Genomic DNA, 26,559 nt, shown 5'->3' on the forward strand with positions numbered 1-26,559 from the left:
CACACGCCCGCCATGATAGCCGGGTCACACCTGCATTATGCCGTTTATGCATAGGCCAGTGCTTAACAGCATTGGCCGAAAAACCTGCACAAGCCTAGCATTCGCAGCGTTCCGGCCAGTTCCGGGTCCATATCGAGATGATTTCCGTCATGTCCTCCGCTGCATCTTTCCGTACCGAAAAAGACCTGCTTGGCGTACTCGAAGTACCGGCTCAAGCGTATTACGGCATCCAGACCCTGCGAGCGGTGAATAACTTCCGCCTCTCGGGCGTTCCGATTTCGCATTACCCGAAATTGGTGGTCGGTCTGGCAATGGTCAAGCAAGCGGCGGCGGATGCCAACCGCGAGCTGGGTCAGCTCAGTGAAGCCAAGCACGCTGCCATCAGCGAAGCCTGTGCCCGTCTGATCCGCGGCGATTTCCACGAAGAGTTCGTGGTGGACATGATTCAAGGCGGCGCTGGCACTTCAACCAACATGAATGCCAACGAAGTGATCGCCAACATCGCGCTGGAGGCCATGGGCCACCAGAAGGGCGAATACCAGTACCTGCACCCGAACAACGACGTGAACATGGCGCAGTCGACCAACGACGCCTACCCCACCGCGATCCGCCTGGGTCTGCTGCTGGGCCATGACGCGTTGCTGGCCAGCCTCGACAGCCTGATCCAGGCGTTCGCCGCCAAGGGCGTCGAGTTCGGCCATGTGTTGAAAATGGGCCGCACCCAGCTGCAAGACGCCGTGCCGATGACCCTCGGCCAGGAGTTCCGCGCCTTCGCCACCACGTTGAGCGAAGACCTGGCGCGCCTGAAAACCCTGGCTCCGGAGCTGTTGACCGAAGTGAACCTGGGCGGCACCGCCATTGGCACCGGCATCAACGCCGACCCGCGTTACCAGGCCCTGGCTGTACAACGCCTGGCCACCATCAGCGGCCAGCCGCTGGTACCGGCAGCCGACCTGATCGAAGCCACCTCCGACATGGGCGCCTTCGTACTGTTCTCCGGCATGCTCAAGCGTACCGCCGTGAAGCTGTCGAAGATCTGCAACGACCTGCGCCTGCTGTCCAGCGGCCCACGTACCGGCATCAACGAAATCAACCTGCCGGCCCGCCAGCCAGGCAGCTCGATCATGCCCGGCAAGGTCAACCCGGTCATCCCGGAAGCCGTGAACCAGGTAGCGTTCCAAGTGATCGGCAACGATCTGGCGCTGACCATGGCAGCCGAAGGCGGCCAATTGCAGCTGAACGTGATGGAGCCGTTGATCGCCTTCAAGATCTTCGACTCGATCCGCCTGCTGCAACGCGCCATGGACATGCTGCGCGAACACTGCATCGTCGGCATCACCGCCAACGAAGCGCGCTGCCGCGAGCTGGTGGAGCACTCCATCGGCCTGGTCACCGCACTGAACCCCTACATCGGCTATGAAAACGCCACCCGCATCGCCCGTATCGCCCTTGAAAGCGGCCGTGGCGTGCTGGAACTGGTGCGCGAAGAAGGCTTGCTCGACGACGCCATGCTCGACGACATCCTGCGCCCGGAAAACATGATTGCCCCACGTTTGGTCCCGCTGAAGGCCTAAGCGTTTGTTGCACCGCTCACCAGGTTGAGGGACTAGACACCTCTCACCTTTTGAGGGCCTGAAGGCTCGTTCTTCAGGCCCTTTTTTTTGCCTCAAGGTTGTGAAATGAAGCCCATAAAAAATCCAATATCGCCCTGCAAGCCCACCACCCTGCTGAAACCTTTAATCGCCCCGTGCAGACGGATCACGCGCTCCTAGGTATAGTGCCGCCCCTCTTCGCGCTGCGGCCGTCGGTAACGAGGCCCGGATACACACGCGAAACCGCATGAATAACAACCCGCAAAAGGATTGGGGTCGAACTGTCGCGCACTGCCTGGTGCTTAGCGACGGCGTCGCACCGTCCTGCGTTTGCCATTAGAAAAATCAGCGAGGAACACTCCATGCTCGAAGTCATCAACGACTTCCTCTCAGGGAAAGTACTGATCGTGCTCATTGTCGGGCTCGGCGGTTATTTCACGATCCGCTCGCGTTTCGTACAGCTGCGTCACTTTTTCCACATGTTCTCGGTGTTTAAAGACAGCCTCAAGAGCAGCTCCGACCAACTCAGCTCGTTCCAGGCGCTGATGCTCAGCCTGGCCGGCCGTGTGGGTGCCGGTAACATCGCCGGTGTCGGCATTGCCGTAACCCTGGGTGGCCCGGGCGCCGTGTTCTGGATGTGGGTCACCGCACTGGTAGGCATGTCGTCGAGCTTTATCGAGTGCTCCCTCGGCCAGCTCTACAAACGCACCGACGCTGAAGGCACCTACCGTGGCGGCCCGGCGTATTACATCCAGCACGGCCTGCACAAGCGCTGGCTGGGCATGGTCATGGCGTTCCTGCTGCTGGTGACCTTCGGTTTCGCGTTCAACGGCCTGCAAGCCCACGCCGTAACTCACTCGCTGAACAACGCCTTTGGCCTGGACACCACCTACACAGGTCTGGCCCTGGCTGCATTGCTGGGCCTGGTATTTATTGGCGGGATCAAGCGCATCGCGTCGATTGCCGACCTGCTGGTGCCGGTCAAGACCCTGGTCTACATCGCCGTAACCCTGTACGTGATCGTGCTGCAATTCGACCACGTACCGGCCATGCTCGCGACCATCGTCAAGAGCGCCTTTGGCCTGGACCAAGCCTTCGGTGGCCTGGTAGGCAGCGCAATCATCATGGGTGTGAAGCGCGGCGTATTCGCCAACGAAGCCGGTTTGGGCAGCGCGCCTAACGTGGCGGCGGTGGCTTCGGTAGAACACCCGATCGCCCAAGGCGTGGTGCAAGCGTTCAGCGTGTTCCTCGACACCTTCGTGATCTGCACCTGCACCGCGTTGCTGATCCTGCTGTCCGGCTTCTACACCCCAGGCTTTGAAGGCGACGGCATTGCCCTGACCCAGAACTCCCTGGCCGCTGTAGTGGGCGACTGGGGCCGCATGTTTATCTCCGTGGCCCTGGCGTTGTTCGTGTTCACGTCGATCATGTACAACTACTACCTGGGCGAGAGCAACCTGCGCTTTTTGGTGGGCAACAACCGCAAGGTGCTGATGGGTTATCGCGCCCTGGTGTTGGCGTTGATCTTCTGGGGCTCCATCGAGAACCTGAGCACGGTGTTCGCCTTTGCCGACATCACCATGACGATGCTGGCGTTCGTTAACCTGTTCGCCCTGGCGTTCCTGTTCAAGATTGCCATGCGCATCCTGAACGACTACGACAACCAGCGCGCTGCGGGTATCAAGACGCCGGTGTTTGACTCCAGCCAGTTCCCTGACCTGGACTTGGACCGCAAGGCCTGGCCGGCCAATCCGGTAAAACCGGATGCAGTGCCATCGGCTGAGCTGAGCGCCCAAGCGCAACGCTAAACCGAGATAGATGACACGCCGCCTGGCCTTGGGCATGCTCTGGGCCCGGCGGCGTTTTTCGTTCAGGAGAATCTCAATGTCAGCATCCAACAACGTCATGGTGCTCTACACCGGCGGCACCATCGGCATGCAGGCCAGCGCCAACGGCTTGGCCCCCGCATCAGGCTTCGAAGCCCGTATGCGCGAACAGTTGGCCAGCGAGCCACTGCCCGCGTGGCGCTTTCGCGAGATGGCGCCGCTGATCGACAGCGCCAATATGACCCCCGATTACTGGCAGCGCTTGCGCACGGCCGTGGTAGAAGCCGTCGATGAAGGCTGCGATGGCGTGCTGATCCTGCACGGTACCGACACCCTGGCCTACAGCGCAGCGGCCATGAGCTTTCAGTTACTGGGCCTGCCTGCTCCGGTGCTGTTTACCGGCTCGATGCTGCCCGCCGGCGTGCCCGACAGCGATGCCTGGGAAAATGTCAGCGGCGCACTGCAGGCCTTGGGTGAAGGCCTGGCACCGGGCGTGCAGTTGTACTTCCACGGCAAGCTGATGGCTCCGACGCGCTGCGCGAAGATCCGCAGCTTCGGGCGCAATCCGTTTGCTGCACTGCAACGTAACGGTGGCGCGGCCAAAGCCGGGCAGCTTCCGGCCGCGCTGGATTATCGCCAGGCCAAGGCCCTGGCCAATGTCGGCGTGCTGCCGTTGGTACCGGGCATTGCCGCACCACAACTGGACGCGCTGATCGACAGCGGCATTCAGGCGCTGCTGCTGGAATGCTTCGGCAGCGGCACGGCGCCGAGCGACAACCCGGCGTTTCTTGCCAGCCTCAAGCGCGCGCAAGCGCTGGGCATCGTTGTGGTCGCCATCACCCAATGCCACGAAGGCGGTGTTGAGCTGGATGTGTACGAGGCCGGCAGCCGCCTGCGCGGTGTGGGCGTGCTGTCTGGCGGCGGCATGACCCGCGAAGCGGCATTTGGCAAATTACACGCCTTGCTCGGCGCGGGGCTTTGCGCCGATGAGGTCCGACGCCTGGTGGAACTTGACCTGTGCGGTGAACTGGCCTGAGCCCCCGCCGTTAGAGCTACATAGTTACCCTCTCGCCTGACTTGCCACTTTCTAGCATGCCGAAGCTGTTCTTCCGGCAGCGTCCATGAAATGGCAAGGCAGGAACCCATGAGCCCACAATCTTCACGTTACAACCCCACCCACACGTTGCTCACTCAGCTCTGCGTGGGCCCCGCATTCAGGGAAGTCGCCGGCGTGCTGTTACGCCGGTCGCTGCAAGAGCGCTACCCCGAACTGGACATCGACCCGGACATTGCCATGGTCGGCACACCCGCCTGGAACCTCATCGACAATGAGATCGTCGCTGGCCCTCCCCAGTACCAACACCTCTGCGACATCCTCGCCCACCAGGCAATGCAAGGTATACCCAAGCTATACATCGAAGGCGTGCATTTCCTTATCCAGCAAAAAAACACCCACCCCATTACCCACCTGCCGGTCAGCATCAGCGAGATCGCCAACCAGATCAACCTGCTGGCGCCTGTGATGCTCACTGCCTTCAAGGAACAGCAGGTGGATTACTGGAATGCCAGCAATGGACACTCCAAGCCACACTGGCGCTCCCTGGCAGAAACGTTGCGCTCAATCTGGAACGTGACGTCCGTCGAAGGATGGGATGAGGATGACTGCAAAATGGCCACCGGTCTATTCGCCTCGCCCGAACAGATCAGCCACAACACCTATAGCAGCTTCGATAGCCGGGCCTTCCTGATTGATGTTGACTGGAACGACCACGAAGCCGTCAAACACTGGGGCCTGCTGTCGATCGCCGTGCTGATCGGCACTCATGAAGGCAGCACCAGGATCCTCACTTACTCATTGCTCAACGGCTTTCAAAAATTCGCCTCGGTGGACGCGTTGGGCGAGAGTTTGCCCGACTACCTGAAGATCCATGCACCGACGAAAATCCAGTGGCGCCTGTTCGAACCCAAGGGGCATTTTTTTGAAAACCAGGCCTGCGCGTTAATTGCCCAACAGCTCGCCTTCATCGGGCAACTCGGCGTTTTTCACCAGCGTAACCCCGAGCCGTTTGAATCCCCACTCAATATCCCACCGGCCACCGATGAGCTGGCCGGCGAGCGCCAGCCGGGCCTCAAGCTGTACGTTGACGCGCTGCCGGATTGGCTGACTACGGGCTCTTTCACTGACCAAAGTCTCTACGCACGCTACTTGAAGGATCTCGCCGCCCTGCACACCCTGAATCAAGGCCAGTCCTATGACGATGGCATCCCGCAGATCCACAAATACACAGAGGGTCTGCTGCGTGCAGAGCTTGTCAAAAAAGAGATTGAGGAAGAGGGCAAGAGCAAGGGGCAGGCCAGGAAGCACACTGCTGCCGCAAGCCTGAGCCTGGATAAAATCGAGATCCAGGTACGTAGCCCGGTTGTCTGGGGCAGCTTTACCTTGCCGGGCAAGTTCGAAGACACCACCTTCACCCTCATCGAGCTGACCCTGCAAAACCTGATCAGCCTGCCCATCGGCAATAAAAGCATTCGCCTGCACAGTAGTGGCACCCTGCCAGATTGGCTGACCGTAGAGTACGTCGAAACCTTGGTTCGCAAGCTGGACATCGGCCAACATTACCCAGCCTTGGCCAAAAACAAATTGCTCGACGATCCCGTTGAATCAAACCGCAGGAAAGCCCTGTTCAGCAGCCACTTGCGTATCCAGCTGCCACTGCTGGCCTTGCAATACAAGATGAGCCGAAAAGGCGGGGTTGACGAACTGGGGTACCGCTACGTTGCCGCGGTGCTGGCTCCCGAGGCAGCGGACAGAAACATCGACGGGCTAGCCATCGTCCTGCGGCCTCTGGCCTTTGTACCACGTAACCGCAGCAACGATTCGCCAGACGTGGTGGCCAACATGTTTGTGATTGGCTCCCAAGACTTGAGTGCCGGCCCTTGCCTGCTGTATCGCCCGATGGCGGAGCAACAACTGTTGCAATACCCATCGCCAGCGGACCTGCTGTACGCGGTCCGGCAATCGCGACAGCTGCGTGACTCGGTTCTCGCCTGGCTACCAGAAGACGTTCGCTCTGACTATGCCCGCTACGCGTTTCCTGGCGAATTGCCCTCACCCTGGGCGGCTGTGGACCTGCTAGTGGACCCAGTCAAGCTTCTGCAGATGAGCGGCCCCATGAACCTGGGCACGCAAGTGCTCGAAGGAGACCTGCCCGGCGAGTTATTCATGGCCAATGCCAATGCCCTGGTGACGCTCGCAGACCGCCAATCGGTGTCCACTGTCGAGGCTCGTTGGGCCTCGATCAAACAGATAGGCTGGCAGATCTTCAACGTAGCACTGCCATTTCTGGGTCGGACGGTGAACGCCACCGCCTGGATCTGGCAGATTCTGGATCAGTTGCAAGAGTTGGTCGACGTGCACGAGCAGCAAGACGAATCTGCCGAATGGTCCGCACTGGCAGCGTTACTGCTCAATCTGGGCATGGCGCTGACCTTGCACATCGCCACGGCTAGCGCACCCCGTCGCCCACCCTTGACTGACGAGGAGATGCAACTGCATCAACTCCCCAGGGCGACCGAGGTCAAAAAGCCCGCCGAGATCAAACAACTTGATAACCTGGTGACGCCCACCCTGCCAAGCGACCACCCGCATGCCCTGCACACCCTCGGCGCGCTCACCGAAGGTCGCGTCGACCTGACACGCTTACTAAACAGTTTCGAGGTCGACGACCCACAAATCAAAAGCCCGGCCTTGACGCGCACCGGCGTCAAACGCCACCTCTACCCGATGCTCGACAAGTTGTATGCAGCGGTAGGGGAACGCTGGTTCGAGGTAACGGTAGACGAAGATGACGTGGTCCAGATCACCGACGCGGCACAACCCTCGCGCAAGGGCCCCTTTCTGATCAACAACCTCAAGGGCGAGTGGTTCATCGATACACGGCTGCGACTTCGCGGCGGCGGCGCCAAGAGCAAGGTTAGAGCAGCCAGAGCCATGGCCGAACTTGAAGCCATCAAGCTGCGCCAACGGATTGCAGACTTCGAGCAAAAAAAGCAACCCAGCCTGGAACAGTTGCAACAAACCAGCGCCCAACTAGCAGACACTCCCTCCACGTCAGCCAAGGCAAACAGTGATGCCTACCTCAGCGCGCTGGACAGCCAACGCGACGGTTACGAAACAGCCTTGCAGCAGCTCAAGACATTGAATGTTTTTGCCCCGACACCTGACTTCCTGCACAAGACCATCGGCTACCTCAAGGCTCAGTTGACGTTAGGCCAGGCAGCCTTGGACGAGGTGCAAAAAGTCTTCGCCCCCAAACTCCGGGATACCCTGGCTAACATCGGGCGCCAGACGGTCGACCCGCAAAAACGCGAAATCACCGCCGCTCGCGAGATGACTGAAATACTGCACCGGGTCATCGCACGCCTGGATTATTTTCAGACGCGTTTCAGCGAACTACGCCAACTGTTCAGTGACGGGCTGCTCCAGATAAAGATCGCGAAGGCCCTGCTCCCCAGCTACACCAGCGAAGACCTCAAGCAGTTGCAAGTCACGCTGGCACGCAACCTGTGCCTGGATGAAAAAACCACCCTCAGCACCCCGCTGGCATGGACAGCCATCGATCATATTGTCGACGCCAGCGACATCGCGATTCAGGCGCTGCGCGATACGTTGAACGAGCGCAGCAATCGGCGGGTCGACGAGTGCATCGAAAGCCTGAGCAGCCTGCTCGAACAATTCAAGATACTGGACGAACGCTTGCAGGACCTTCCCGTTGATTACCCTGGGATCACACAGCAGACCCAACTGACCGCCTTGCGTGGCCAGCTCAAGCAGTACGCTACAACGGCGTCCAACCACCTCGCACGCTTGACTAGCGAGCGCAGCGCGCTGAGAGCGTTACCCCGACTGCCGCAAACACCCCCGCGCGCGGAGAAGAAATTCATCAGGACCCGCTACAACGGCATGGTGGTCGGCGAGCCCCGGTTGTCCCCGGTGGGTCTGGACACCGGCTTGGTGGATGTTCGCTCGCCGCTGTCTCACAAAGTAGTCGCGACGTTTCATGAAAAGCAGCCTGGCGTGTGGGTCCAGCAACACCAGAGCGTGGCAGTCGCCAGTCCTACCCTCGACTTGCCCACCAGTATCAGCGTAGGCAACGACCTGCTCGACAACCTGCCCGAGTTCAAGCAAAAGGCAACCTTGCTTGCCGAGCACCCCCAACGTACCCCTATTGGCATTGAGTACTTGTACCACCAGCATGCTCAGCGCCTGGAGCAAGCCGCTCGCAACATCGAGAAAGCCCTGACCCAGAAAGACCTCAAGCCCAACAATGTCACCCTGGCCAACACCGCGAAACAGTCACTCAGCGAAGCTGCCACCGCCCTCTATAAACAAGGCAACGAGCATGTGCTCAGAATGACCAAGCAACAACCGCCTACGCCGTCCGCCGTGCAGTGGCTAAAAAACCGCAACGCGATCAGCATCAAGAAAACCGTGAGTCGACGTCGCATCAAGTCCATCGCGCCAGACTACCTGGACGAGTACACCATCAGCGACATCAACACCCGCGCGGTACTCTGGTATGCGCACTTTCACTACTCAACCTCCTGGACCACACCAAGGTCGTTTCTCAGTGCTCGTCTCAAAACACCTGCCGAGCACTTCCTCGGCGCGCTAGCCGACACCACCAAGGGCTTGAACAGCGCTCAACGTGCGACGTTCCATCGCAGCGAGATCAACGAGGAACAGGCCGGATCATTGTTCTTCCCACGACCAGACCCAACCTGACGTACCGTTGACGGCACACAACTTGCTCCAACCCGGTACCTGCTACGTTGGAGCCGTCGATGCTGCACGCTCACCTCACCACCCTCAATGCCGTCTCGCTGGTGCTCAACACCTTCAAGGCCGAAGGTCTGCCCAGCGAGGCCTTGCTGGTGGGCAGCGGCATCTGCGCAGCGGATTTGAGCCGTGCCGACACACGCATCACCACCAACCAGGAGATGCGCGTGTGCGCCAATGCCGTAGCCCTGCGTCGGGAAGTCGGCTTGGAACTGGGCCGGCAGATGCACGTTTCGGCCTACGGCATGCTCGGTTATGCCTTGCTCACCAGTGCCACCTTTGGTGACGCTTTGCGCCTGGCGCTGCGGTATCCGGCGCTGCTGGGAACACTGTTTGAGCTGAGCCTTGAAGAAGACGGTGAGCGCATCTGGTTTACCGCCGCTGACTACCGGGAAAATCCGACACTTGAGGTGTTCAACGTAGAGCTTTGTCTGACTTCGCTGAAGGTCATCTGCGACGATTTACTCGGCCAGCCCCTGGCGTTGCTCGGGGCGCGCTTTGAACACAGCGCGCCGGATTATCGGGCGCGCTATGCCGAATGCTTCCCCTGCCCGCTGCAATTTGAAGCCGGTACCAACGCGTTTTCCTTCGATAAACGTTGGCTGGAGCAGCCCCTGCCGCTGGCCGACACGGTCACTCACCAGACCATGGCCGAACGTTGCCGCAAACAGAACCTGGAATTCACCGGCCGCCAGGCATGGCTGGGCAGAATCCGCCAGTTGCTCGCCAGCCAACTCGGCGCCGCACCGGGCATTGAAGGCCTGGCCACGCAGATGAACTGCTCGGCGCGCACGCTGCGCCGGCACCTGCATGACTTGGGTTGCAGTTATCAGGAACTGCTCGACGAACTACGCTTCGAGCGAGCCAAGCAATGGCTGGCAGAGGGTCAACTGCCCATCTACCGAATCGCCGAACAACTAGGCTTCAGCGAAACCGCGAGCTTTCGCCATGCGTTTGTGCGCTGGAGCGGCGTAGCGCCCAGCCAATTCCGAACGTGAGCCATTTTGGGGCGAATTACGGACAAACACTTTGGCCATATTTATCCCCTTTTGGCCGCTCTTGCCGTTCCCACCCGGCGGGCCTGCCGCAACACTGCATGGCACCGATACCGCCTGCGGAGAACAACAAATGCTGACGATCTACTCGGACGATCACCACCTGCACCACGGCCGTTGTGAACTGATGGACGGGCAACTCATGCCCTGCTTCGAAATGCCCTCGCGCGCCGACCATGTGCTGCAACGCGTCAAAGATCGCGAACTGGGCCCGGTCCATGCCCCGCAGGACTTTGGCTTGGCGCCGCTGCAACGTGTCCACAACCACGACTATCTCGACTTCTTCAAAGGTGCCTGGCAACGCTGGACCGCCTACGGCCAGGAGGGCGATCTGTTGCCCTACACCTGGCCCGCACGCACCTTGCGCCGGGTGTTACCCACCAGTCTGCATGGTCAACTCGGTTATTACAGCTTCGACGGCGGCGCCCCCATTACCGCCGGCACCTGGCAAGCCGCCTACAGCGCGGCGCAAGTGGCCCTCACGGCGCAACAGGCGATAGCGCAAGGCGCACACAGTGCATTCGCCCTGTGTCGCCCGCCGGGGCATCACGCCGCCAGCGACTTGATGGGCGGTTATTGCTACCTCAACAACGCCGCCATCGCGGCCCAGGCCTTTCTCGACCAGGGCTACCAGAAGGTCGCGATCCTCGACGTCGACTACCACCACGGCAACGGCACGCAGTCGATTTTCTATGCGCGCAGCGACGTGCTGTTCACCTCGATCCACGGTCACCCGGAAGCGGAGTTTCCGTTTTTTCTCGGTTATGCCGATGAGCTGGGCGAAGGCGCAGGTGAAGGCTTCAACTTCAATTACCCGCTGCCGGCAGGGTCCGACTGGGAGCGGTGGAGTGCAGCGCTTGAAGAGGCTTGCGCCGAGATCAAACGCTTCGGCGCCGACATCGTCGTCGTGTCCCTGGGCGTGGACACCTTCAAGGACGACCCCATTTCACAGTTCAAGCTCGACAGCCCCGACTACCTGGCGATGGGCGCGCGTATCGCCGGCCTGGGCAAACCCACGTTGTTTGTGATGGAAGGCGGCTACGCCGTCGAAGCAATCGGCATCAACGCCGTCAACGTCCTCGAAGGTTTCGAACAAGGATCCGCCCAATGAAAATGCTCAAGTACGTTGCCCTCTGCGCTGCCGTTCTCGGCGGCGCGGCCCACGCCGAAGAAAAAACCCTGCGGGTCTACAACTGGTTCGACTACATCACGCCCAAGGCGCTGGAGGATTTCAAGGCGCAAAACCCCACGGTCAAACTGGTGTACGACATCTTTGACACCAACGAAGCCCTGGAAGCCAAGCTGCTCACCGGCAATTCCGGATATGACGTGGTGGTGCCGTCCAATGTGTTCCTGGCCAAGCAGATCGAAGCGGGCGTGTTCCAGCCCCTGGACCGTAGTCAATTGCCCAACTGGAACCACCTCGACCCCAAACTGATGAAGCTCATCGAGGCCAATGACCCCGGCAACAAATTCGCCGTGCCCTACATGTACGGCACCATCCTGATCGGCTTCAACCCCGACAAGGTCAAGGCCGCGCTGGGTGCCAACGCACCGGTCGACAGCTGGGACCTGATTTTCAAGGAAGAGAACATCAGCAAGCTCAAACAATGTGGCGTCGCCCTGCTGGACTCGCCCTCGGAGATCCTGCCCCTGGCCCTGCAACACCTGGGCCTGGACCCCAACAGCAGCAACCCCAAGGACTACGTAAAGGCTGAAGCGCTGCTGATGAAGATTCGCCCGTACATCACCTATTTCCACTCGTCCAAATACATGGCCGATATCGCCAACGGTGACATCTGCGTGGCGGTGGGTTACTCCGGTAGCTTCTCCCAGGCCGCCAACCGCGCCAAGGAGGCCAAGAACGGCGTGACCGTAGACATGCGCCTACCCAAGGAGGGCGCGCCGATCTGGTTCGACATGCTCGCCATCCCCAAAGGTGCGAAAAACCCACAGGACGCCTACACCTTTATCAACTACCTGCTGCAACCGCAGGTCATCGCACCGATCAGTGATTTTGTCGGCTACCCGAACCCCAACAAGGACGCCACGCAACAGGTTGACCCGGCGATTCGCAATAACCCCAACCTGTACCCCACAGAGGCGGCGATGGCCACGCTGTATACCTTGAAGCCATTGGGCCGTGACGCTGAGCGCGCCAGGACGCGGGCCTGGACCAAGATCAAATCGGGTACCTGAGTACCACCACCGAATGGGCGGGCGCCCTAACGTGGTCGAGGTCTTGAGCTGCATCCGGCAGCCATCACCACGTCCAGGAGCGCCCCGTGCCCTCGTTATCTCCCACGCCCAATGGCAACGATCTACTGACCCAACTGACCACCGGCCCCTCCTTGCGCGAAGTCGCGGCAACCACACTGCGTAAGAGCCTGCGCGAGCTGTACCCAGACCTCGACATCGATCCCGACCTGGCCATCCTGGCCACGCCAAGTTGGCGTATTACCGCCGACGGCATCTTGCCTGAAGCACCTGGCTTTCAGTCACTGACCGGTTCGCTCTACCACGCGACAAAGTTCGGCACCCCGTTGACCTGGATCGACGGCGAGCACTACCTGGTCTATCAATCCATCGCCGGGCCGAACATTCACCTGCCGGTCAAGATCGATGCCATCGGCCGCCTGATCAATGAGTTGGCACCACTGCTCATGGTTGCGTACCAGGAGCAACAACTCGCGTTCTGGAACCAGAGCGTCAACCAAAGCGGCCCGCGTTGGCGCACGCTGGCCAGCTCCCTGCGCGCGATCTGGAATGTGCAAAGTGTCGAAGGCTGGGATGAGGACCAGTGCGCACTCGCCAGAACGGTTTTTCACTACCCCGATTACGCCCAACGCCTGCCCCATGACAAATATGACACCAAGGTCTACTTGATCGATATCGACATTGAACGCGGCGCACAGGTCAAACACTTCAACTTGTCAGCGCTGACCGTGCTGGTGGGGCGCATCGGCGAGCGTGACATCATCCTCAGCTATTCGATTATCGACGGTTACGCGTCCTTCCGAACCCTGCAAGCATTCGGTGATGCCCTCAGCCTGCAGATTGGCATTACGCCACCCGCAGCTGTTCACTGGCGCTTGTTCGAGCCCTCTGGTGATGTTTTCGAACAACAGGCCTGCTCATTCATCTCGTTACAGATTCAGGCGCTTGGCGCGGTGTCGTTTGAGGGCGGTGAACTGGTTAGCCGAGTGGAACTGGAGCCGCCAAGCGACGAAGTTGATTCTTTCGAGCTGATGAACCCCGCCAGGGTCGACTGGGTGCGTGATGCCTTGCCCACCTGGATGCTCAACGCTTTGCCAGCCGATCAATCGGCCTATGGGCGTTACATGATGGACCTGGCCGCCCTGCACGTTCAGGACGCCGGTAAAAAGTTTGACGATGGCATCAAACCCATCGGCGAATTTGCCCTGGATGCCATTCACACGCTTATGGTCAGGGACCATCCCGGCGCTGCCCGCTCGACGCTCAGTAACGTACGGATCAGCGTTACCAGCCTGGTGGCCTGGGGCAGCACCCTGGTGGTGCCGGGAGAGACCCAGACCCAAACCTTTACCCTGGCCGAACTGGCCCTGGAAAACCTGGTCGCCTTGCCTCTGGGCAACAAAACCGTCAGTTATCAAAACGGTAACGGCGTGCCTGCCTGGATGACGGCGGCCTATCTGGAAGGGTTGATCACCCGGGCAAATGTCGGTGAACGGTACCCGGCCCAGGTCAAACGTACCTTGCTGGACGACTCGGCCGAGTCGTTACGTCGCCAAAATCTGTACAGCGCCCAATTACGCCTGCAACTGCCGCTGCTTGCGTTGCAATACAAGGTTCGCAATGTCTGTGGGCTGACTGAACAAGGCTATCGGTATGTGTGCGCCGCCATGAACGCAGACAATACGGCCCGTGAAGTCGACGGCACACCGATCGTCATACGCCCGTTATCACTGCACCCCAAGCGTCGCCTGACCAGCGCCGTCGACGTGGTCGACAACATGTTCATCATTGGCCCCCGAGACCGAAAAAAGGGCCCTTGCCTGCTCTATCGCCCGATGAGCAAAGAACAACTGATGGAGTTCCCGTCGCCGGCCAACCTGCTGTACGCCATCAAACAACAAACCTCGTTGCGCCAATCGGTCCTGGCCTGGCTGCCTGATCGAGTGCGCACGGCTTACGCGCAGTTCGTGTTTCCGGGCAACCTGCCTTCACCCTGGGTATTCACCAGTGTGATAAACGACCCGCTGGACGCGCTGGTGATGACCGGGCCTATCGACCTGGGGGGCGAGGTGCTGCATGACGACGACTTCGCGGCGCTGTTCAAGGCCAACGCCAACGCGCTGGTCACCCTGGCCGACCGCCAATCGGTATCCAACGCCGAGGCACGCTGGGAAAGCTTCAAGCACGCCGGGTGGCTGATCTTCAATAACGTACTGCCGTTCATGGGCGGCGCCGTGGGCGCCGCGACCTGGATCTGGCAACTGATGGATGACCTGCAACAACTGGTCGATGCCGAAGAGATCGGCGACCGCTCCACCGGGCTCTCCGCCGTGGTGGATATCCTCCTGACGCTGGGCGTGGTGCTGGCGACGCATGCTGCCACGCGGTATCGGCCTGAATCGCCGGTCGAGAAACCGGCCACGCAGGCAGAGTTGCCACCGGCTGCGGTCAACGTCGAGGTCATTCAAAAACCGGCTGTCGACGCTGCCGAACTGCCAGTAGGCCACGAACATACCCTACATATCAGCGGTGCCCTCAGCCGAAACGCGCTGAGCCTGGAAGCTTTCCTGGACGGTTTCACGCTGCCAAAGCCGGATCAGCTGGGCGAGCAACACAAGGTCGACGGCCCTCATCTGAACCTCTATGCCAAAGGCGAACACTGGTACGCCCCGGTCGGCGCGAGATGGTTTGAGGTGGTGGTAGACGAAAATGACGAAGTGCTGGTCGTTGATCCAAAACAACCGGCCCGACGTGGCCCGCCACTGGTCGGCAACCGATTGGGCCAATGGTTTGTCGACACACGCTTGCGTCTACGCGGGGGCGGCCTGCGTGCCCGGCGTAAAAAGGGCGAAGCCCTGCGGCCACCGAAAATCGCTGATTTGCGTGAGCAACTGTCGACGTTTGACCAGGAGCATCCCCAGCGGCATCGAGAGCTTGAATCCTTGCATGAAACTATCGGTAAAACCGCTGACGGCACCGCAAAAGAAGCGGCCCGGAACACTTTTATCGAGCGAGTGGACGAGCAGCTCAAAACGCTGGACGTGCCGATTTCACAGCTTAAATCCTTGAACATTCTCGACACGGTTCCCAACTATCAGGAGGCCATGACCGGCTATCTGAACCACCAGATATTGCTGGCGCGCTCGGCTGCAGCCGAACAGCAGATACCTTTCCGCGAGGACCTGAGCACTCTCCACGATCACCTCGACATCGAGGATGCTGACGAGGACGCCTTGCCTGAAGCCAGGTTTCGCAGCACGTACGCCGGGGCGCAGGGCATGATCGACCGGCTGGAGTATATGCAGGCACGCTTCAAGGACGCCCGCGGTCTGGGCGCACCGGGGGTAAAGCTGATCCAACTCCATGACCCCCACTTGCCACAATATGAAATGAATGACCTCAAGGCTTACAAAATTACCCTGGGTCACTTCCTGTGCGTCAAGGCAAGCGAATCGGCAACCCGTACCGACGCCAAAGAGGCCGTGAGCGGCATCATCGAGGCTGCGGAACTGGCGGTACAAACGCTGAGGGAAGCCCTGCACCCAGCCAACTTCGTCCCCCAGGAGCAATTGATCGAAACCCTGGACAGCCTGCAGGAGCAATTTGCCAGGGTTGACCAGAATCTGGTGGACCTGCCGGCGGAGTTCCCCAGCGACCTCAACAAGCCCGACCTGGAAAACCTGCGCAAACAAATCAACGAATTTGCCCAGCAGGCAGAAAAACGACTGACCGAAGAGCTTCGTTCGCGCAAAGCCCTGGCGCCCACCCCTGGCCCGTCTCGCCCCTCCCCCAAGGCAAAAAGGAAGTACATCAAAACACGCTACCAAGGGATGCTCGTCGGCGAAGAACGTGAAGGCCTCGCCGAGGACGGCAAGTCGTTGGTCGACGTGAAGGGGCCGCTTACCGGCAAGGTGATTGCCACTTTCCATGAGAAAGAGCCAGGGGTCTGGGTTGAACGAGCGCGCGCGCACAAACCTGCAACCCGGGCCCAAACCCGTGACCTGGCAATGAGCATCAACGCTGGCCAAAATCTGGTCGACGGCATCGGCGCCTTTATCGCCGACAAGGAAGCCTGGGCCAAAGAAACCAGTCAGTTGCCGGTGGAAATTGAAGAGCGCTTCCATCGCAGGGCGGCCAAACTGGAGCAGGCCAGCCAGGACATCGAAGCGGCTTTGACGGCCATTAACCAGACCGAAAGCAGCACACCCTCAGCGGCACTGACCAACCGCAATCTTGAAGAGGCTGTCAAAAAGCTCTACCGGGAAGGCAAACGCGTCAAGATCGACGTGCTCAAGCGCCGCCCACCGCAAGCGGCGCATTTGGAGTTACTGCTGCGCGAAGGTGAAGTGACGGTCAACCCACCCGCTGGTGCTCGCATCAAACTCAGCGGGCGTGACAAGGGTTTCCTGCAGGAATACGCGGTGGTAGACACCAAGACCAGACGCCCTTTGTGGTACGCGCACTTTCACTACACCACGCTGACCGGTGCGGAAGAAGCCTATACCGCGGCCCACCTAAAAACCCGGTCGCAACGGCTCATGAAAGGCAAGTTCGAACCCTTGAGCGACATCGCCATCTACCGCAGTGAAATCGGCCCACAACTGGCCCGATCGTTGTTCCTCAAAGCCAAACCTATTCGGCTCATCGGCTAGCCGCCCCAGGCCTTTCGCAAACGGCGCAACGCCTGGCTGATCGCCGCCTCGGGCACAGCGGAAAACCCCAGCACAAGCCCGGCACGTTGATCGGGCGGTGTGCTGGAGTCGGGTAGCCAGTAGCTGCTCAGACCATTGACCTCCACCTCGACCGCACGTGCCTGTTCCACCAATTGCCGTTCTCGGGCAAGGCTCTGCACAGGCACGGTGAGGTGCAGGCCTGCGGCCGTGTTTGGCAAGCTACCCACGCCTGGCAAGTCGCTGGGCCAGCCGCTCAGCAGCGCGTTACGCCGACTCAGCGCAGCCCGCCGCATACGGCGAATATGCCGCTGGAAATGCCCAGCCGCCATGAACTCGGCCATCACCGCCTGGGTACTCACTTCGGAGTGGCGCATGTCCACCGCGCGCCGCCGGGAAAATGGGGCCACCAGGCCCGGCGGCAAAACCAGATAACCCAGGCGCAACGCGGGAAACGCCACCTTGCCGAACGTACCGACGTACAGCACCCGCCCGCTACGGTCCAGGGCGGCCAAGGGCGACAATGGTGCACCGCTGTAACGGTACTCTCCGTCGTAGTCATCCTCGATGATCCAGCCCCCCGTGCGCTCGGCCCAGGCTAGCAATTGCAGGCGCCGCGCCAGGCTCATCACCACGCCCAACGGGTACTGATGGGACGGCGTTACGTAAGCCACGCGGCAGTTATCCAGGGTGTTGAGCACCTGGCAATCAATGCCCTCGCCGTCCACCGGCACGCCCTGGAGTTTTCCGCCCGCCAGGGCGAAGGCATGCCCGGCTGCGCGATAGCCGGGGTTTTCCACCGCCACACCATCCCCAGGCGCCACCAGCAACTGTGCACAAAGGCTGATCGCCTGCTGCGCACCACTGGTGATCACTATTTGCTCAGATGAGCACTGCATGCCCCGTGAGCTACGCAGGTAAGCCGCGATCAAGCCGCGCAGACGGCCGTCACCCGCCGGGTCGCCGTAGCAGAGCAGCTCCAGGTCCGGCTTGCGCCAGAACGCCGCATTCAGCTTGGCCCACACGTCAAACGGGAATAGATCGAACGCCGGTACGCCAACACGGAACGCCCTTGGCGGCCCTGCTGGAGGCTGTGGCAGGTGGTTGGTTTTTATCCGCTCCAAGCTACCGCTGTGGATAACTTCACTGTCCAGATCTTCCGGTATATTTGCCCATTTTGTGGATAAGGCTGGGGATAAGCCTGTTGGTAACCCTGTGGATACTTTTGTGGATAGTTTTGCTGCGGTGGGTAGTTGAGCGACGTAGGTACCATCACCGACACGACTCTCAATAAACCCCTCTGCATACAGCTGGTCGTAGGCGCGCACCACGCTATTGCGGGAAATCGACAGCGCCGCCGCCAAATCACGTGTAGCCGGCAAGCGCGTGCCGCTGACCAGACGACCGTCCAGCACGCGCTGGCGCAGTGATTCATACAGCTGACGCGTCAGCCCTTGGCGGCGATCCAAGTCGATACCGGCGGGGTTGAATGACAGTGGCGGCGAGACAGGCGGCATATTGGACCTACGAAATAGGGACCAGATGGATCTTTCAACGAACCATTAGCCTGCCTAGGATGCAGGCATTCGCCAAGGAATATTTGCATGTACACACCGCGCGCCTTTGCCCTCGATGATTTGCCCGAAATCCAGCAATTGATCCAGCACACTCGCCTGGCGCAACTGGTGACCTTTGGTGAGCAAGGCTTGCAAGCCAGCCATTTGCCGCTGCTGCTCAACCCCGATGAGGGCCCGAAAGGCACGCTTTACGGGCACCTGGCCAGGGCCAATCCGCAGTGGAAAGACCTGCAGAACGGCAGCGAAGCCCTGGTCATTTTCGCCGGTGCCGAGGCCTACATCAGCCCGGCGTTTTACCCGGCCAAGGCCGAGCACGGCAAAGTGGTGCCCACCTGGAACTACATCGCGGTGCACGCCTATGGCACGCCTGAGGTGTTCAGCGACGCCGAGCGCTTGCTCGGCGTGGTCACGGCGCTGACGGATCGCCATGAAGCAGGCCGCGCCCAGCCCTGGCAAGTCAGCGACGCTCCGGCCGACTACATTGAAGGCATGCTCAAGGCCATCGTCGGCTTCGCCCTGCCGGTGGAGCGCCTGATCGGCAAACGCAAGCTCAGCCAGAACCGCAGCCCGGCCGACATTGCCGGCGTACGCGAAGGCCTGGCTGCCAGCGTGGACATGCGCGATCAGGCCCTCGCACGCTTTATTCCCCCAGGAGTTTCAGAATGAGCCAGATCGACATCCGCCCCGTCACCGCCGCCGACCACGCTGCTTGGTTGCCGCTGTGGCAAGCGTACTTGAAGTTTTACGACACCGAGCTGCCGGATGCGGTCAGCCAGAGCACCTGGCAACGCCTGATCGACGCCAACGAGCCGACCCACTCGGCCCTGGCCTGGCAGGATGGCAAGGCGGTGGGCATGGTTAATTTCATCTACCACCGCTCCAACTGGAGCATCGAAAATTCCTGCTACCTGCAAGACTTGCTGGTAGATCCAGCCCAACGCGGCACCGGCGTGGGCCGCAAACTGATCGAATTTGTCTACGCCACTGCCAAGGCCGATAGCTGCGCCAAGGTACATTGGCTGACCCACGAGACCAACGCCACCGCGATCCAGCTGTACGAACGCATCGCCGAACGCCCGGGTTTCATTCAATTTCGCAAAGGTCTTTAAGGAGCGCAGCATGTCCACCTCCCTCGCCGACTGGAAAGGCGCCCCAGCGCCCACGGCTCAACTGCTTGAAGGGCGCTTTATACACCTGGAAAAACTCGACCCGGCGCGCCATGGCGACGATCTGTTCCACGCCCTCCAAGGCCCAGGCGCTGATCCAAAACTCTGGGACTACTTGCCCTACGGGCCGTTTCCCGAGCGCAGCGCGTTCGATACCTGGCTGAACAACCACGCCGCCCACAGCGACCCGTACTTTTTCAGCGTGATCGACCGCGCCACTGGCCAGGTGCAGGGCATCCTCAGCTTGATGTCCATCGTGCCTGCACAAGGCCGTATCGAAATTGGCCACGTCACCTTCGGCGCGCCGATGCAGCGCTCACCCAAAAGCACCGAGGCGGTGTACTTGCTCGGCAAATATGCGTTCGAGCAGGGCTATCGCCGGTTGGAATGGAAGTGCAACAACGGCAATGCTCGCTCCAAATATGCGGCCGAACGCCTGGGGTTCAGTTTTGAAGGGGTGTTCCGCCAGCACATGGTGGTGAAGGGTCAGAACCGGGATACCGCGTGGTATTCGATTCTCGACGGGGAGTGGCCAGCGGTTGGGGCGGGGTTTGAGCAATGGTTGTCAGAGGCGAATCAGGCAGGTTCGGGCCAGTTGAAAACCTTGGCCGAATGCCGACTCCCAAACAACATATAACCCTTGTGGGAGGGGGCTTGCTCCCGATGGCGGTGTATCAGCCAGCCTATCAATGACTGACACACCGCCATCGGGAGCAAGCCCCCTCCCACATTTGGATTTGCGTTGGGGTCAGCTACCCAGCTTCTGCGCCAACACCGCAATATGCTCTGGCCCAATCCCGCAGCACCCGCCCAAATGGCTGGCGCCGCGTGCCTGCCAATCCGTAGCCCAGTGCAGGTAACCCGGTGGGTCGAGGTCGTCGCGCAGTGGGTCCAGGCCATCGTTGGCCGTGGCTTCCTTAGGCTGCGGCGGGAAGGCGTTGGCGTAGGCACCCACCTCAATCTGCACGCCCAACCGCTCGAAGGTCTGGCGCGCTGCATCAATCGCGTCGCCGATCACTTCTGGCTGGCTGCAATTGAACAACAGCACCTGCACACCCAACTGCGCCGCCGCTTCGGCCGCGTCCGCCACCGGCTCGCCGGAGCGCAGGCGCGGGACATCGTCGGTGTCTTCGTCCTTGAGCGTAAACGACAGCCAGAACGGCTTGCCGTCCTCAGGCAGCCCGGCCTGGATGGCGCGCGCTTCGGCGATAGAGCTCTGGGTCTCCGCCAGCCACAGGTCTACATAAGGCGCCAGGCCCTGCACCAGTGGCGTCAGTAATTCGGACACGCGCTGCGGCTCGAACAGATCGGGGCGATACGAGCCGAACAAGGGTGGCAACGAACCCGCCACTCGCACGGCCTGGCCAGACGCTTCCACCGCACGCCGCGCCAGCGTGCCGGCCAGTGCTGCCAAGGCTTGGCCCTCAGCGGCAAAACGCTCCTCGCCAATGTGAAACGGCACTACCGCATAACTGTTGCTGGTAATCACGTTGGCACCGCTCTGGATGTAAGCCGCATGCACCGCTTCAACCGCCTGCGGTGCTTCGCTCAAGGCCAGCGCTGACCACTCCGGCTGCCGAAACGGCGCGCCGCGACGCTGCAGTTCACGGCCCATGCCGCCATCGAGAATTACTGTTGCTGTGGCCATATGCTTTTTACTCATAAGCTTATGAAAATAACTCACTATGAGAGTCGTTCTTATAACTATTTAATACGTTCAATTCAGTACATAACAACTCTTTTTTCTAACGGTGTTCTTCATGAAACTTAAATCGCTGCTGGCCTTGGGCCTGACTCTTCTGGCTGCCTCGACTCAAGCCTTCGGCGGTGCAACGCTCGATCGCGTTGAGAAGAACAAAGAGCTGGTGGGCGTGCTGATGGAGAGCTACCCACCGTTCTCGTTCTTGAACGATCAAAACCAACTGGATGGTTTCGACGTTGATGTGGCCAAGGCCGTTGCGCAAAAACTCGGCGTCAAACTGCGCCTGGAAACGCCGTCCTGGGACGTGATCGCCGCTGGCCGCTGGAGCGGGCGTTACGACATCTGCATCTGCTCCATGACCCCGAGCAAGGCCCGCGCCGAAGTGTTCGACTTCCCGGTGGAGTACTACGCGTCGCCGGCGGTGATCGTGGTCAACGCCAAGGATGATCGCATCCATAGCGCCAAGGACCTGAGCGGCAAGAAAGTCGGCCTCACCAGTGCCTCCAGCTACGAGAGCTACCTCAATAAAAACCTGGTGATCGAAGGCGCCGAGGACACCCAGCTGCAATACCCGTTCGAGAATGTGCAGATCGCCCCGTATGACACCGACAACGTGGCCTTCCAAGATCTAGGCCTGGGCGCCGGCAAGCGCCTGGATGCGATCCTCACCAACCTGGTCACCGCCCAGCCGCGCCTGAGCGAAGACAAGCGCTTCAAACTCGCCGGCGAGCCGCTGTATTCGGAGCCCAATTCGGTGGCCATCGAAAAAGGCGACCCGCAGTGGGACAGCAAGGTGCGTGAAGTCTTCGCCCAGCTGAAACAGGACGGCACCCTGAGCAAGCTGTCGCAAAAATGGATCGGCGCCGATATCAGCCAATGACTGCGTTTCCTACACCTCCCAAGCCACCGGTCAGTGAGTCGCGCTGGCAGCGGCTCTTGGGTTTTCGCACCCGTCTGTACCTGACCTGGGCCGCGCTGCTTTGCCTGTTCGCCAGCTTCTTCCTGAGCTTTGACCTGAAGTTCTCGATCATTCTCGACAAACTGCCGAACCTGGTGGGTGTGCATCTGGCGCCCAACGGCTTCTTGCAAGGTGCGGCGCTTACCCTGTTTTTATGCCTGTGTTCGATGCTTGCTTCGTCGGTACTCGGCTTTGTCACCGCGCTGGGGCGCTTGTCGAAAAGCGCCGTGGCGTTTGGCATTGCGAGTTTTTATGCGTCGTTCTTTCGCGGTACGCCGCTGCTGATCCAGATTTTGCTGATCTACCTTGGCTTGCCCCAACTGGGTCTGGTGCCAGGCGCTATCGTTGCAGGGATCATCGCGTTGTCGCTGAACTATGGCGCTTACTTAAGCGAAATCTTCCGCGCTGGCATCCTGGGCGTCGCCCACGGCCAGCGGGAAGCCGCCCTGGCCCTGGGCATGCGCGACAGTGCGATTTTCTGGCACGTGACCCTGCCCCAAGCCATGCGCACCATCATTCCGCCGGCCACCAACCAGTTCATCTCGATGCTCAAGGACTCGTCCCTGATCTCGGTGATGGGCGTGTGGGAAGTGATGTTCCTGGCGCAGTCCTACGGCCGTTCAAGCTATCGCTACATTGAGATGCTGACCACGGCAGCGATTATCTACTGGGTATTGTCCCTGGGGCTGGAGCTGATCCAGGCGCGTCTGGAGCGTCATTACGGCAAGGGGTACGTGCGGCGCAGTTGAGGCTCAGCCCCACTGACGGCGCAGCTTGACCACGCCCATTTGCAGGCCGAACGGCCTGAACACGGCATTCAGGGATTTGAGCGTCTGATTGCCCTCGCCATGTTCGATATGCACCAAGGTACGCACCGAGATTTTGCACATCTTGGCGAACTGGCTTTGGTGCAGGCCGGTGACTTCGGTGCGCAGGCGGCGAACGGCGTCGCCGATCTCAAGCGAACCGTCAGCCAAACCTTGTTCAATGCTCTCGATCATCAACGCACGGGCATCAAGGGTAATCGTCATCTCAGCCCCCATTGTTTCAACCGTAGGTCCAATTTCCCTAATGGGATACTGGGGTGGTTCAAGGTTGCCGTTGGCAAGCCGCTGGCAGCCAGGATGTCCGGCAACGCGCGTAAGTGTTCGGCATCGTGTCGTAACCGCTCAAAACTGAGTTCGGGGTCTACCACCTCGGTCAACGCATCGCACACACCCCGCCAGTTGATATCACCGGCCACTTCTAGTGCTTTGGGCCACTTGGTCGTTCGGGTAATACCTTCGGCATCCATCACCATGGGAGCCAAGTCATAAATGGGTGCCAGACGCAGAGAGTCGAGCCCACGGATGATCGATGTGTTTCGCCCGTGATTATCCGCGTTGCCCAACACCTTATTAAGTAAGTCTCGGCGCAGATACTCCGCAACCAGATCGCCCACCTGTGCCGATTGCCCCACCGCATGCCATTGACCCACCAACAGCTTGATCACCTCCAGATGGTCCATATAGCTACCCGGTGTCGTCACTCCCGCCAGAGAGTAAATCGATTCGACAGCCAATCGCTCAACACCCGTCTCACTGATTCGGCGATCAAAGCGGTGCATCCACAAACTGGGCTTGGCCGCCTCTTCCAATGCCAGCCCTTCTTGGGCAACCGTCTCGATTCCCAGTGTTTGCAGTGCCCTGTAGTAGTGGTATTCACTTCTCAGGATGTCTTGATCGGTCTGCGTGGCCTGGTTGCGAGCAAATTTGATAAACCAATGCTGAGTAACATCAGCATCATCCAGGATGGCGTCCGGGTACAGCAGGCCATCAACTCCCTGCGTCAATAACAGCTTCGGGGCCTCGCCGCCGGCGCCAGTAGCACCGCCAATCGCAGCACCTTGTTCATAGGCATATTCCAGGAAGCTGTTATCGCGACTGATGACTTCATGGCGTGGAAAACCAATGGACGCCCCATCGCCCAGCGCTTGAACTGACTCCTTGATTCGCATGTTGCCAATAGGCGCAGGTGTACTGCGCCCCAGTAAATACAAATCAGCACTGATGTCCTCTGGCTTCTCGTGCCCAATACGTTTCATCAACGAACGCTTGGCCGCCCCCGCCGGGGCAATATCGTGCAAAAAAGCAGGCGCCGACTTGAGAGTCGCTACATCCCACTCCAGTGGAAACCGCGCACTGACGGATTTGGAGAAAGGTAGTTGGATGTCCTCAAGATTGTCGACGAGGTAGTCCTGTCGGTAATGAAACCGACAGGGCCCATCAAAGCCCTTTTGAGGTTCAGAGAACTCCAGGCGCATAGCATCATGCCACTGGCCATCAGTGAAAATTTGCAGCATCAAACGATAGGGGGTTTCCGTCTGCAATTTAGTGCACCTGTTACCGGCTTTTTGAGGCTCAGATTGCAATATAGTGCATTTAAGCTTGATCTGCGCACTGAATTTACGCATTAAAATGCACTTTAAGTGTTAAAAGCCTTGTAAAAATGCAATTTAATGCAAAAGCACCTACACCATGATCGGCCAACGGCAGACGCGTTTTTAATCGCACCGTACTAGAGACAACTCCCGCAAACCACGGGTCGGTAGCCTGACAGTTATCGCCCCGCCATCCCGCTAAATTCCCGGCCTCATTCATCAGAGGTTGGGAATACATGCACTTCACACATCACAGACTTGTACTGGTCATGGCCTTTGCTCTCAGCGCAGCCAACGTTCAAACCGCGCATGCGCGAGGCGATATGGCTGAGCTTGCATCCTATGAAGCGCTTGACAGTGAGCAGCACGACTCAGCTCCGATCAAAGCCCCCCTCGTCGACGACTACCTTACCCGGCACGCCACTTCACGCAATGGCCTGCAGGTCGCCAAAGTACTGGAGCCCGCGATTAATCGACTGTTGCAATCCGGCGAGTTGTCCCCGGAAGAGATCAAAGAACTGGAAAAAATCGCGGATGCCCTGACACAGCAGCCCGGGGGGATGGGTGCGGTCCTTGAACAACTGGCCGGCAGCCAAAACGCCAACCTCGCCGCCGCGACGCAAAACACCACACAGCAACTCAGCAACCAACTGCTCTCGGTACTGCGCAAACTGCCCACCGACGACGACGGCCACTTTTGGGTACAAGGCCTGGGCAACAGCGCCACCCTCGACAAACAAGGTGGCAGTGCCGGCCTCAAACACGGCACCCAAGGTCTGTCTCTGGGCGCCGACTGGGCGCTCGACCACGCCTGGCGGGTCGGTGTGATGGGGGCAAAAACCACAACCAACCTCGATGCACAACGCTTCTCCGCCGACCTCGACAGCTGGCACCTGGGCGGTTACGCCGTGCATCAGGACGGCCCGCTGGCCGTGCGCCTGGGGGCGATCTACAGCGACCATGCCGGTCAGAACAAACGCAGCATTCATCTACTCGACTACAAAGAGCAAGTCAGGGGCGACTACTCCGCCCAAAGCCAGACCGTGTTCTCTGAGCTGGGGTATCAGTTGGGCAGTGGGGACCTCAGCATCGAGCCGTTCGCCGGTCTCGGTTACCAGCGCTATCACCGCGACGGTTTCAAAGAAAAGGGCGGTTTGAGCGCGCTGAACGTCGGCTCACAAACCCAACAAAACCTGAACAGCACTTTTGGCCTGCGTCTGGCGACGGTGTATCGATTCGATAACAGGATGAGCCTCACGCCGCACCTCAGCACCGGTTGGAAACACCTCTACGGCGACGTCGACAGCCGTGTGCGCCAATCCTATCGGGTCGCCCCAGGGCTCATCGACACCTTCACCATCAACGGCACCGCGCTGGACCGCGATAGCCTGAACATGTCGGCAGGGCTGGATCTGGCCCTGTCACCGCAACACACGGTGGGCCTGACCTACAACGGTGAAGCCGGCACAAACAGCCGCAGCCAGGGCCTGATGGGGCAGTGGCAAATGAGGTTTTAACCTCACCAAACTAAAGACGCT

General features: G+C 59.9%; 18 protein-coding genes. 14 read left to right on the top strand and 4 right to left on the bottom strand.

The features are described 5' to 3' along the window. Positions 1-149 precede the first annotated feature (149 nt). The 8 genes from aspA (at position 150) to ICY20_RS08220 (ending at position 17,181) form a co-directional block, all read left to right on the top strand. Complete coding sequence (aspA, locus tag ICY20_RS08185; protein ID WP_032884466.1) at positions 150-1,574, top strand: aspartate ammonia-lyase; 1,425 nt, start codon at positions 150-152, stop codon at positions 1,572-1,574. A 380-nt stretch (positions 1,575-1,954) separates the two neighbouring features. Further along, entirely contained in the window at positions 1,955-3,400 is a 1,446-nt protein-coding gene (locus ICY20_RS08190; protein WP_159956499.1) for an alanine/glycine:cation symporter family protein, read from the top strand. Positions 3,401-3,476: 76 nt separating this feature from the next. Then, on the top strand, positions 3,477-4,454 hold the full coding sequence (locus ICY20_RS08195) for an asparaginase (protein ID WP_159956501.1): 978 nt from the start codon (positions 3,477-3,479) through the stop codon (positions 4,452-4,454). A 108-nt stretch (positions 4,455-4,562) separates the two neighbouring features. After that, positions 4,563-9,203: a dermonecrotic toxin domain-containing protein gene (locus ICY20_RS08200; RefSeq protein ID WP_194937265.1), complete on the top strand. Its 4,641-nt coding sequence runs from the start codon at positions 4,563-4,565 to the stop codon at positions 9,201-9,203. Positions 9,204-9,262: 59 nt separating this feature from the next. Next, positions 9,263-10,255 (top strand): AraC family transcriptional regulator, encoded by a 993-nt coding sequence (locus ICY20_RS08205; RefSeq protein ID WP_159956503.1) that lies wholly within the window; start codon positions 9,263-9,265, stop codon positions 10,253-10,255. Positions 10,256-10,385: 130 nt separating this feature from the next. Continuing rightward, positions 10,386-11,423 (top strand): histone deacetylase family protein, encoded by a 1,038-nt coding sequence (locus ICY20_RS08210; RefSeq protein WP_194937266.1) that lies wholly within the window; start codon positions 10,386-10,388, stop codon positions 11,421-11,423. Next, positions 11,420-12,511: a polyamine ABC transporter substrate-binding protein gene (locus tag ICY20_RS08215; RefSeq protein ID WP_194937267.1), complete on the top strand. Its 1,092-nt coding sequence runs from the start codon at positions 11,420-11,422 to the stop codon at positions 12,509-12,511. The genes ICY20_RS08210 and ICY20_RS08215 overlap by 4 nt, the downstream gene beginning before the upstream one ends. 86 nt (positions 12,512-12,597) lie before the next feature. Next, on the top strand, positions 12,598-17,181 hold the full coding sequence (locus tag ICY20_RS08220; protein WP_194937268.1) for a dermonecrotic toxin domain-containing protein: 4,584 nt from the start codon (positions 12,598-12,600) through the stop codon (positions 17,179-17,181). Here the strand turns inward: ICY20_RS08220 and pdxR are convergent. Further along, entirely contained in the window at positions 17,178-18,716 is a 1,539-nt protein-coding gene (gene pdxR, locus ICY20_RS08225; RefSeq protein ID WP_159956509.1) for a MocR-like pyridoxine biosynthesis transcription factor PdxR, read from the bottom strand. The genes ICY20_RS08220 and pdxR overlap by 4 nt on opposite strands. A gap of 87 nt (positions 18,717-18,803) precedes the next feature. Between pdxR and ICY20_RS08230 the strand changes: the two genes are divergently transcribed. From ICY20_RS08230 to ICY20_RS08240, 3 genes are read left to right on the top strand one after another with little or no spacing between them, the layout of a single operon-like run. Further along, a complete protein-coding gene (locus tag ICY20_RS08230) occupies positions 18,804-19,442 on the top strand; it encodes an FMN-binding negative transcriptional regulator (RefSeq protein WP_159956511.1) in 639 nt (212 codons plus the stop codon). Continuing rightward, positions 19,439-19,885: a GNAT family N-acetyltransferase gene (locus tag ICY20_RS08235; RefSeq protein WP_159956513.1), complete on the top strand. Its 447-nt coding sequence runs from the start codon at positions 19,439-19,441 to the stop codon at positions 19,883-19,885. Before ICY20_RS08230 ends, ICY20_RS08235 begins: the two co-directional genes overlap by 4 nt. A gap of 10 nt (positions 19,886-19,895) precedes the next feature. Continuing rightward, positions 19,896-20,579, top strand: a complete 684-nt coding sequence (locus tag ICY20_RS08240) for a GNAT family N-acetyltransferase (protein WP_159956515.1) — start codon at positions 19,896-19,898, stop codon at positions 20,577-20,579. A gap of 111 nt (positions 20,580-20,690) precedes the next feature. On the opposite strand, the gene ICY20_RS08245 is transcribed toward ICY20_RS08240, so the two are convergent. Further along, complete coding sequence (locus tag ICY20_RS08245) at positions 20,691-21,590, bottom strand: homocysteine S-methyltransferase family protein (protein ID WP_194937269.1); 900 nt, start codon at positions 21,588-21,590, stop codon at positions 20,691-20,693. Positions 21,591-21,702: 112 nt separating this feature from the next. Between ICY20_RS08245 and ICY20_RS08250 the strand changes: the two genes are divergently transcribed. Together ICY20_RS08250 and ICY20_RS08255 are read left to right on the top strand one after the other, a co-directional pair. Further along, entirely contained in the window at positions 21,703-22,524 is an 822-nt protein-coding gene (locus tag ICY20_RS08250; RefSeq protein ID WP_194937270.1) for an ABC transporter substrate-binding protein, read from the top strand. Next, positions 22,521-23,351: an amino acid ABC transporter permease gene (locus ICY20_RS08255; RefSeq protein WP_159960387.1), complete on the top strand. Its 831-nt coding sequence runs from the start codon at positions 22,521-22,523 to the stop codon at positions 23,349-23,351. The genes ICY20_RS08250 and ICY20_RS08255 overlap by 4 nt, the downstream gene beginning before the upstream one ends. 3 nt (positions 23,352-23,354) lie before the next feature. Here ICY20_RS08255 and ICY20_RS08260 read toward each other — a convergent pair whose 3' ends face one another. Both ICY20_RS08260 and ICY20_RS08265 read right to left on the bottom strand, forming a co-directional pair. Then, the gene (locus tag ICY20_RS08260) at positions 23,355-23,633 is read right to left on the bottom strand and encodes a helix-turn-helix domain-containing protein (RefSeq protein ID WP_159960389.1); all 279 of its coding nucleotides are present in this window, start codon (positions 23,631-23,633) and stop codon (positions 23,355-23,357) included. Further along, a complete protein-coding gene (locus tag ICY20_RS08265; protein ID WP_194937323.1) occupies positions 23,630-24,943 on the bottom strand; it encodes a HipA domain-containing protein in 1,314 nt (437 codons plus the stop codon). Before ICY20_RS08265 ends, ICY20_RS08260 begins: the two co-directional genes overlap by 4 nt. 314 nt (positions 24,944-25,257) lie before the next feature. On the opposite strand from ICY20_RS08265, the gene ICY20_RS08270 reads away from it, so the two are divergent. Beyond that, positions 25,258-26,538 (top strand): autotransporter outer membrane beta-barrel domain-containing protein, encoded by a 1,281-nt coding sequence (locus ICY20_RS08270; RefSeq protein WP_159960391.1) that lies wholly within the window; start codon positions 25,258-25,260, stop codon positions 26,536-26,538. Positions 26,539-26,559 lie beyond the last annotated feature (21 nt).

This window comes from Pseudomonas pisciculturae (genome assembly GCF_015461805.1).
Lineage (GTDB): Bacteria > Pseudomonadota > Gammaproteobacteria > Pseudomonadales > Pseudomonadaceae > Aquipseudomonas > Aquipseudomonas pisciculturae.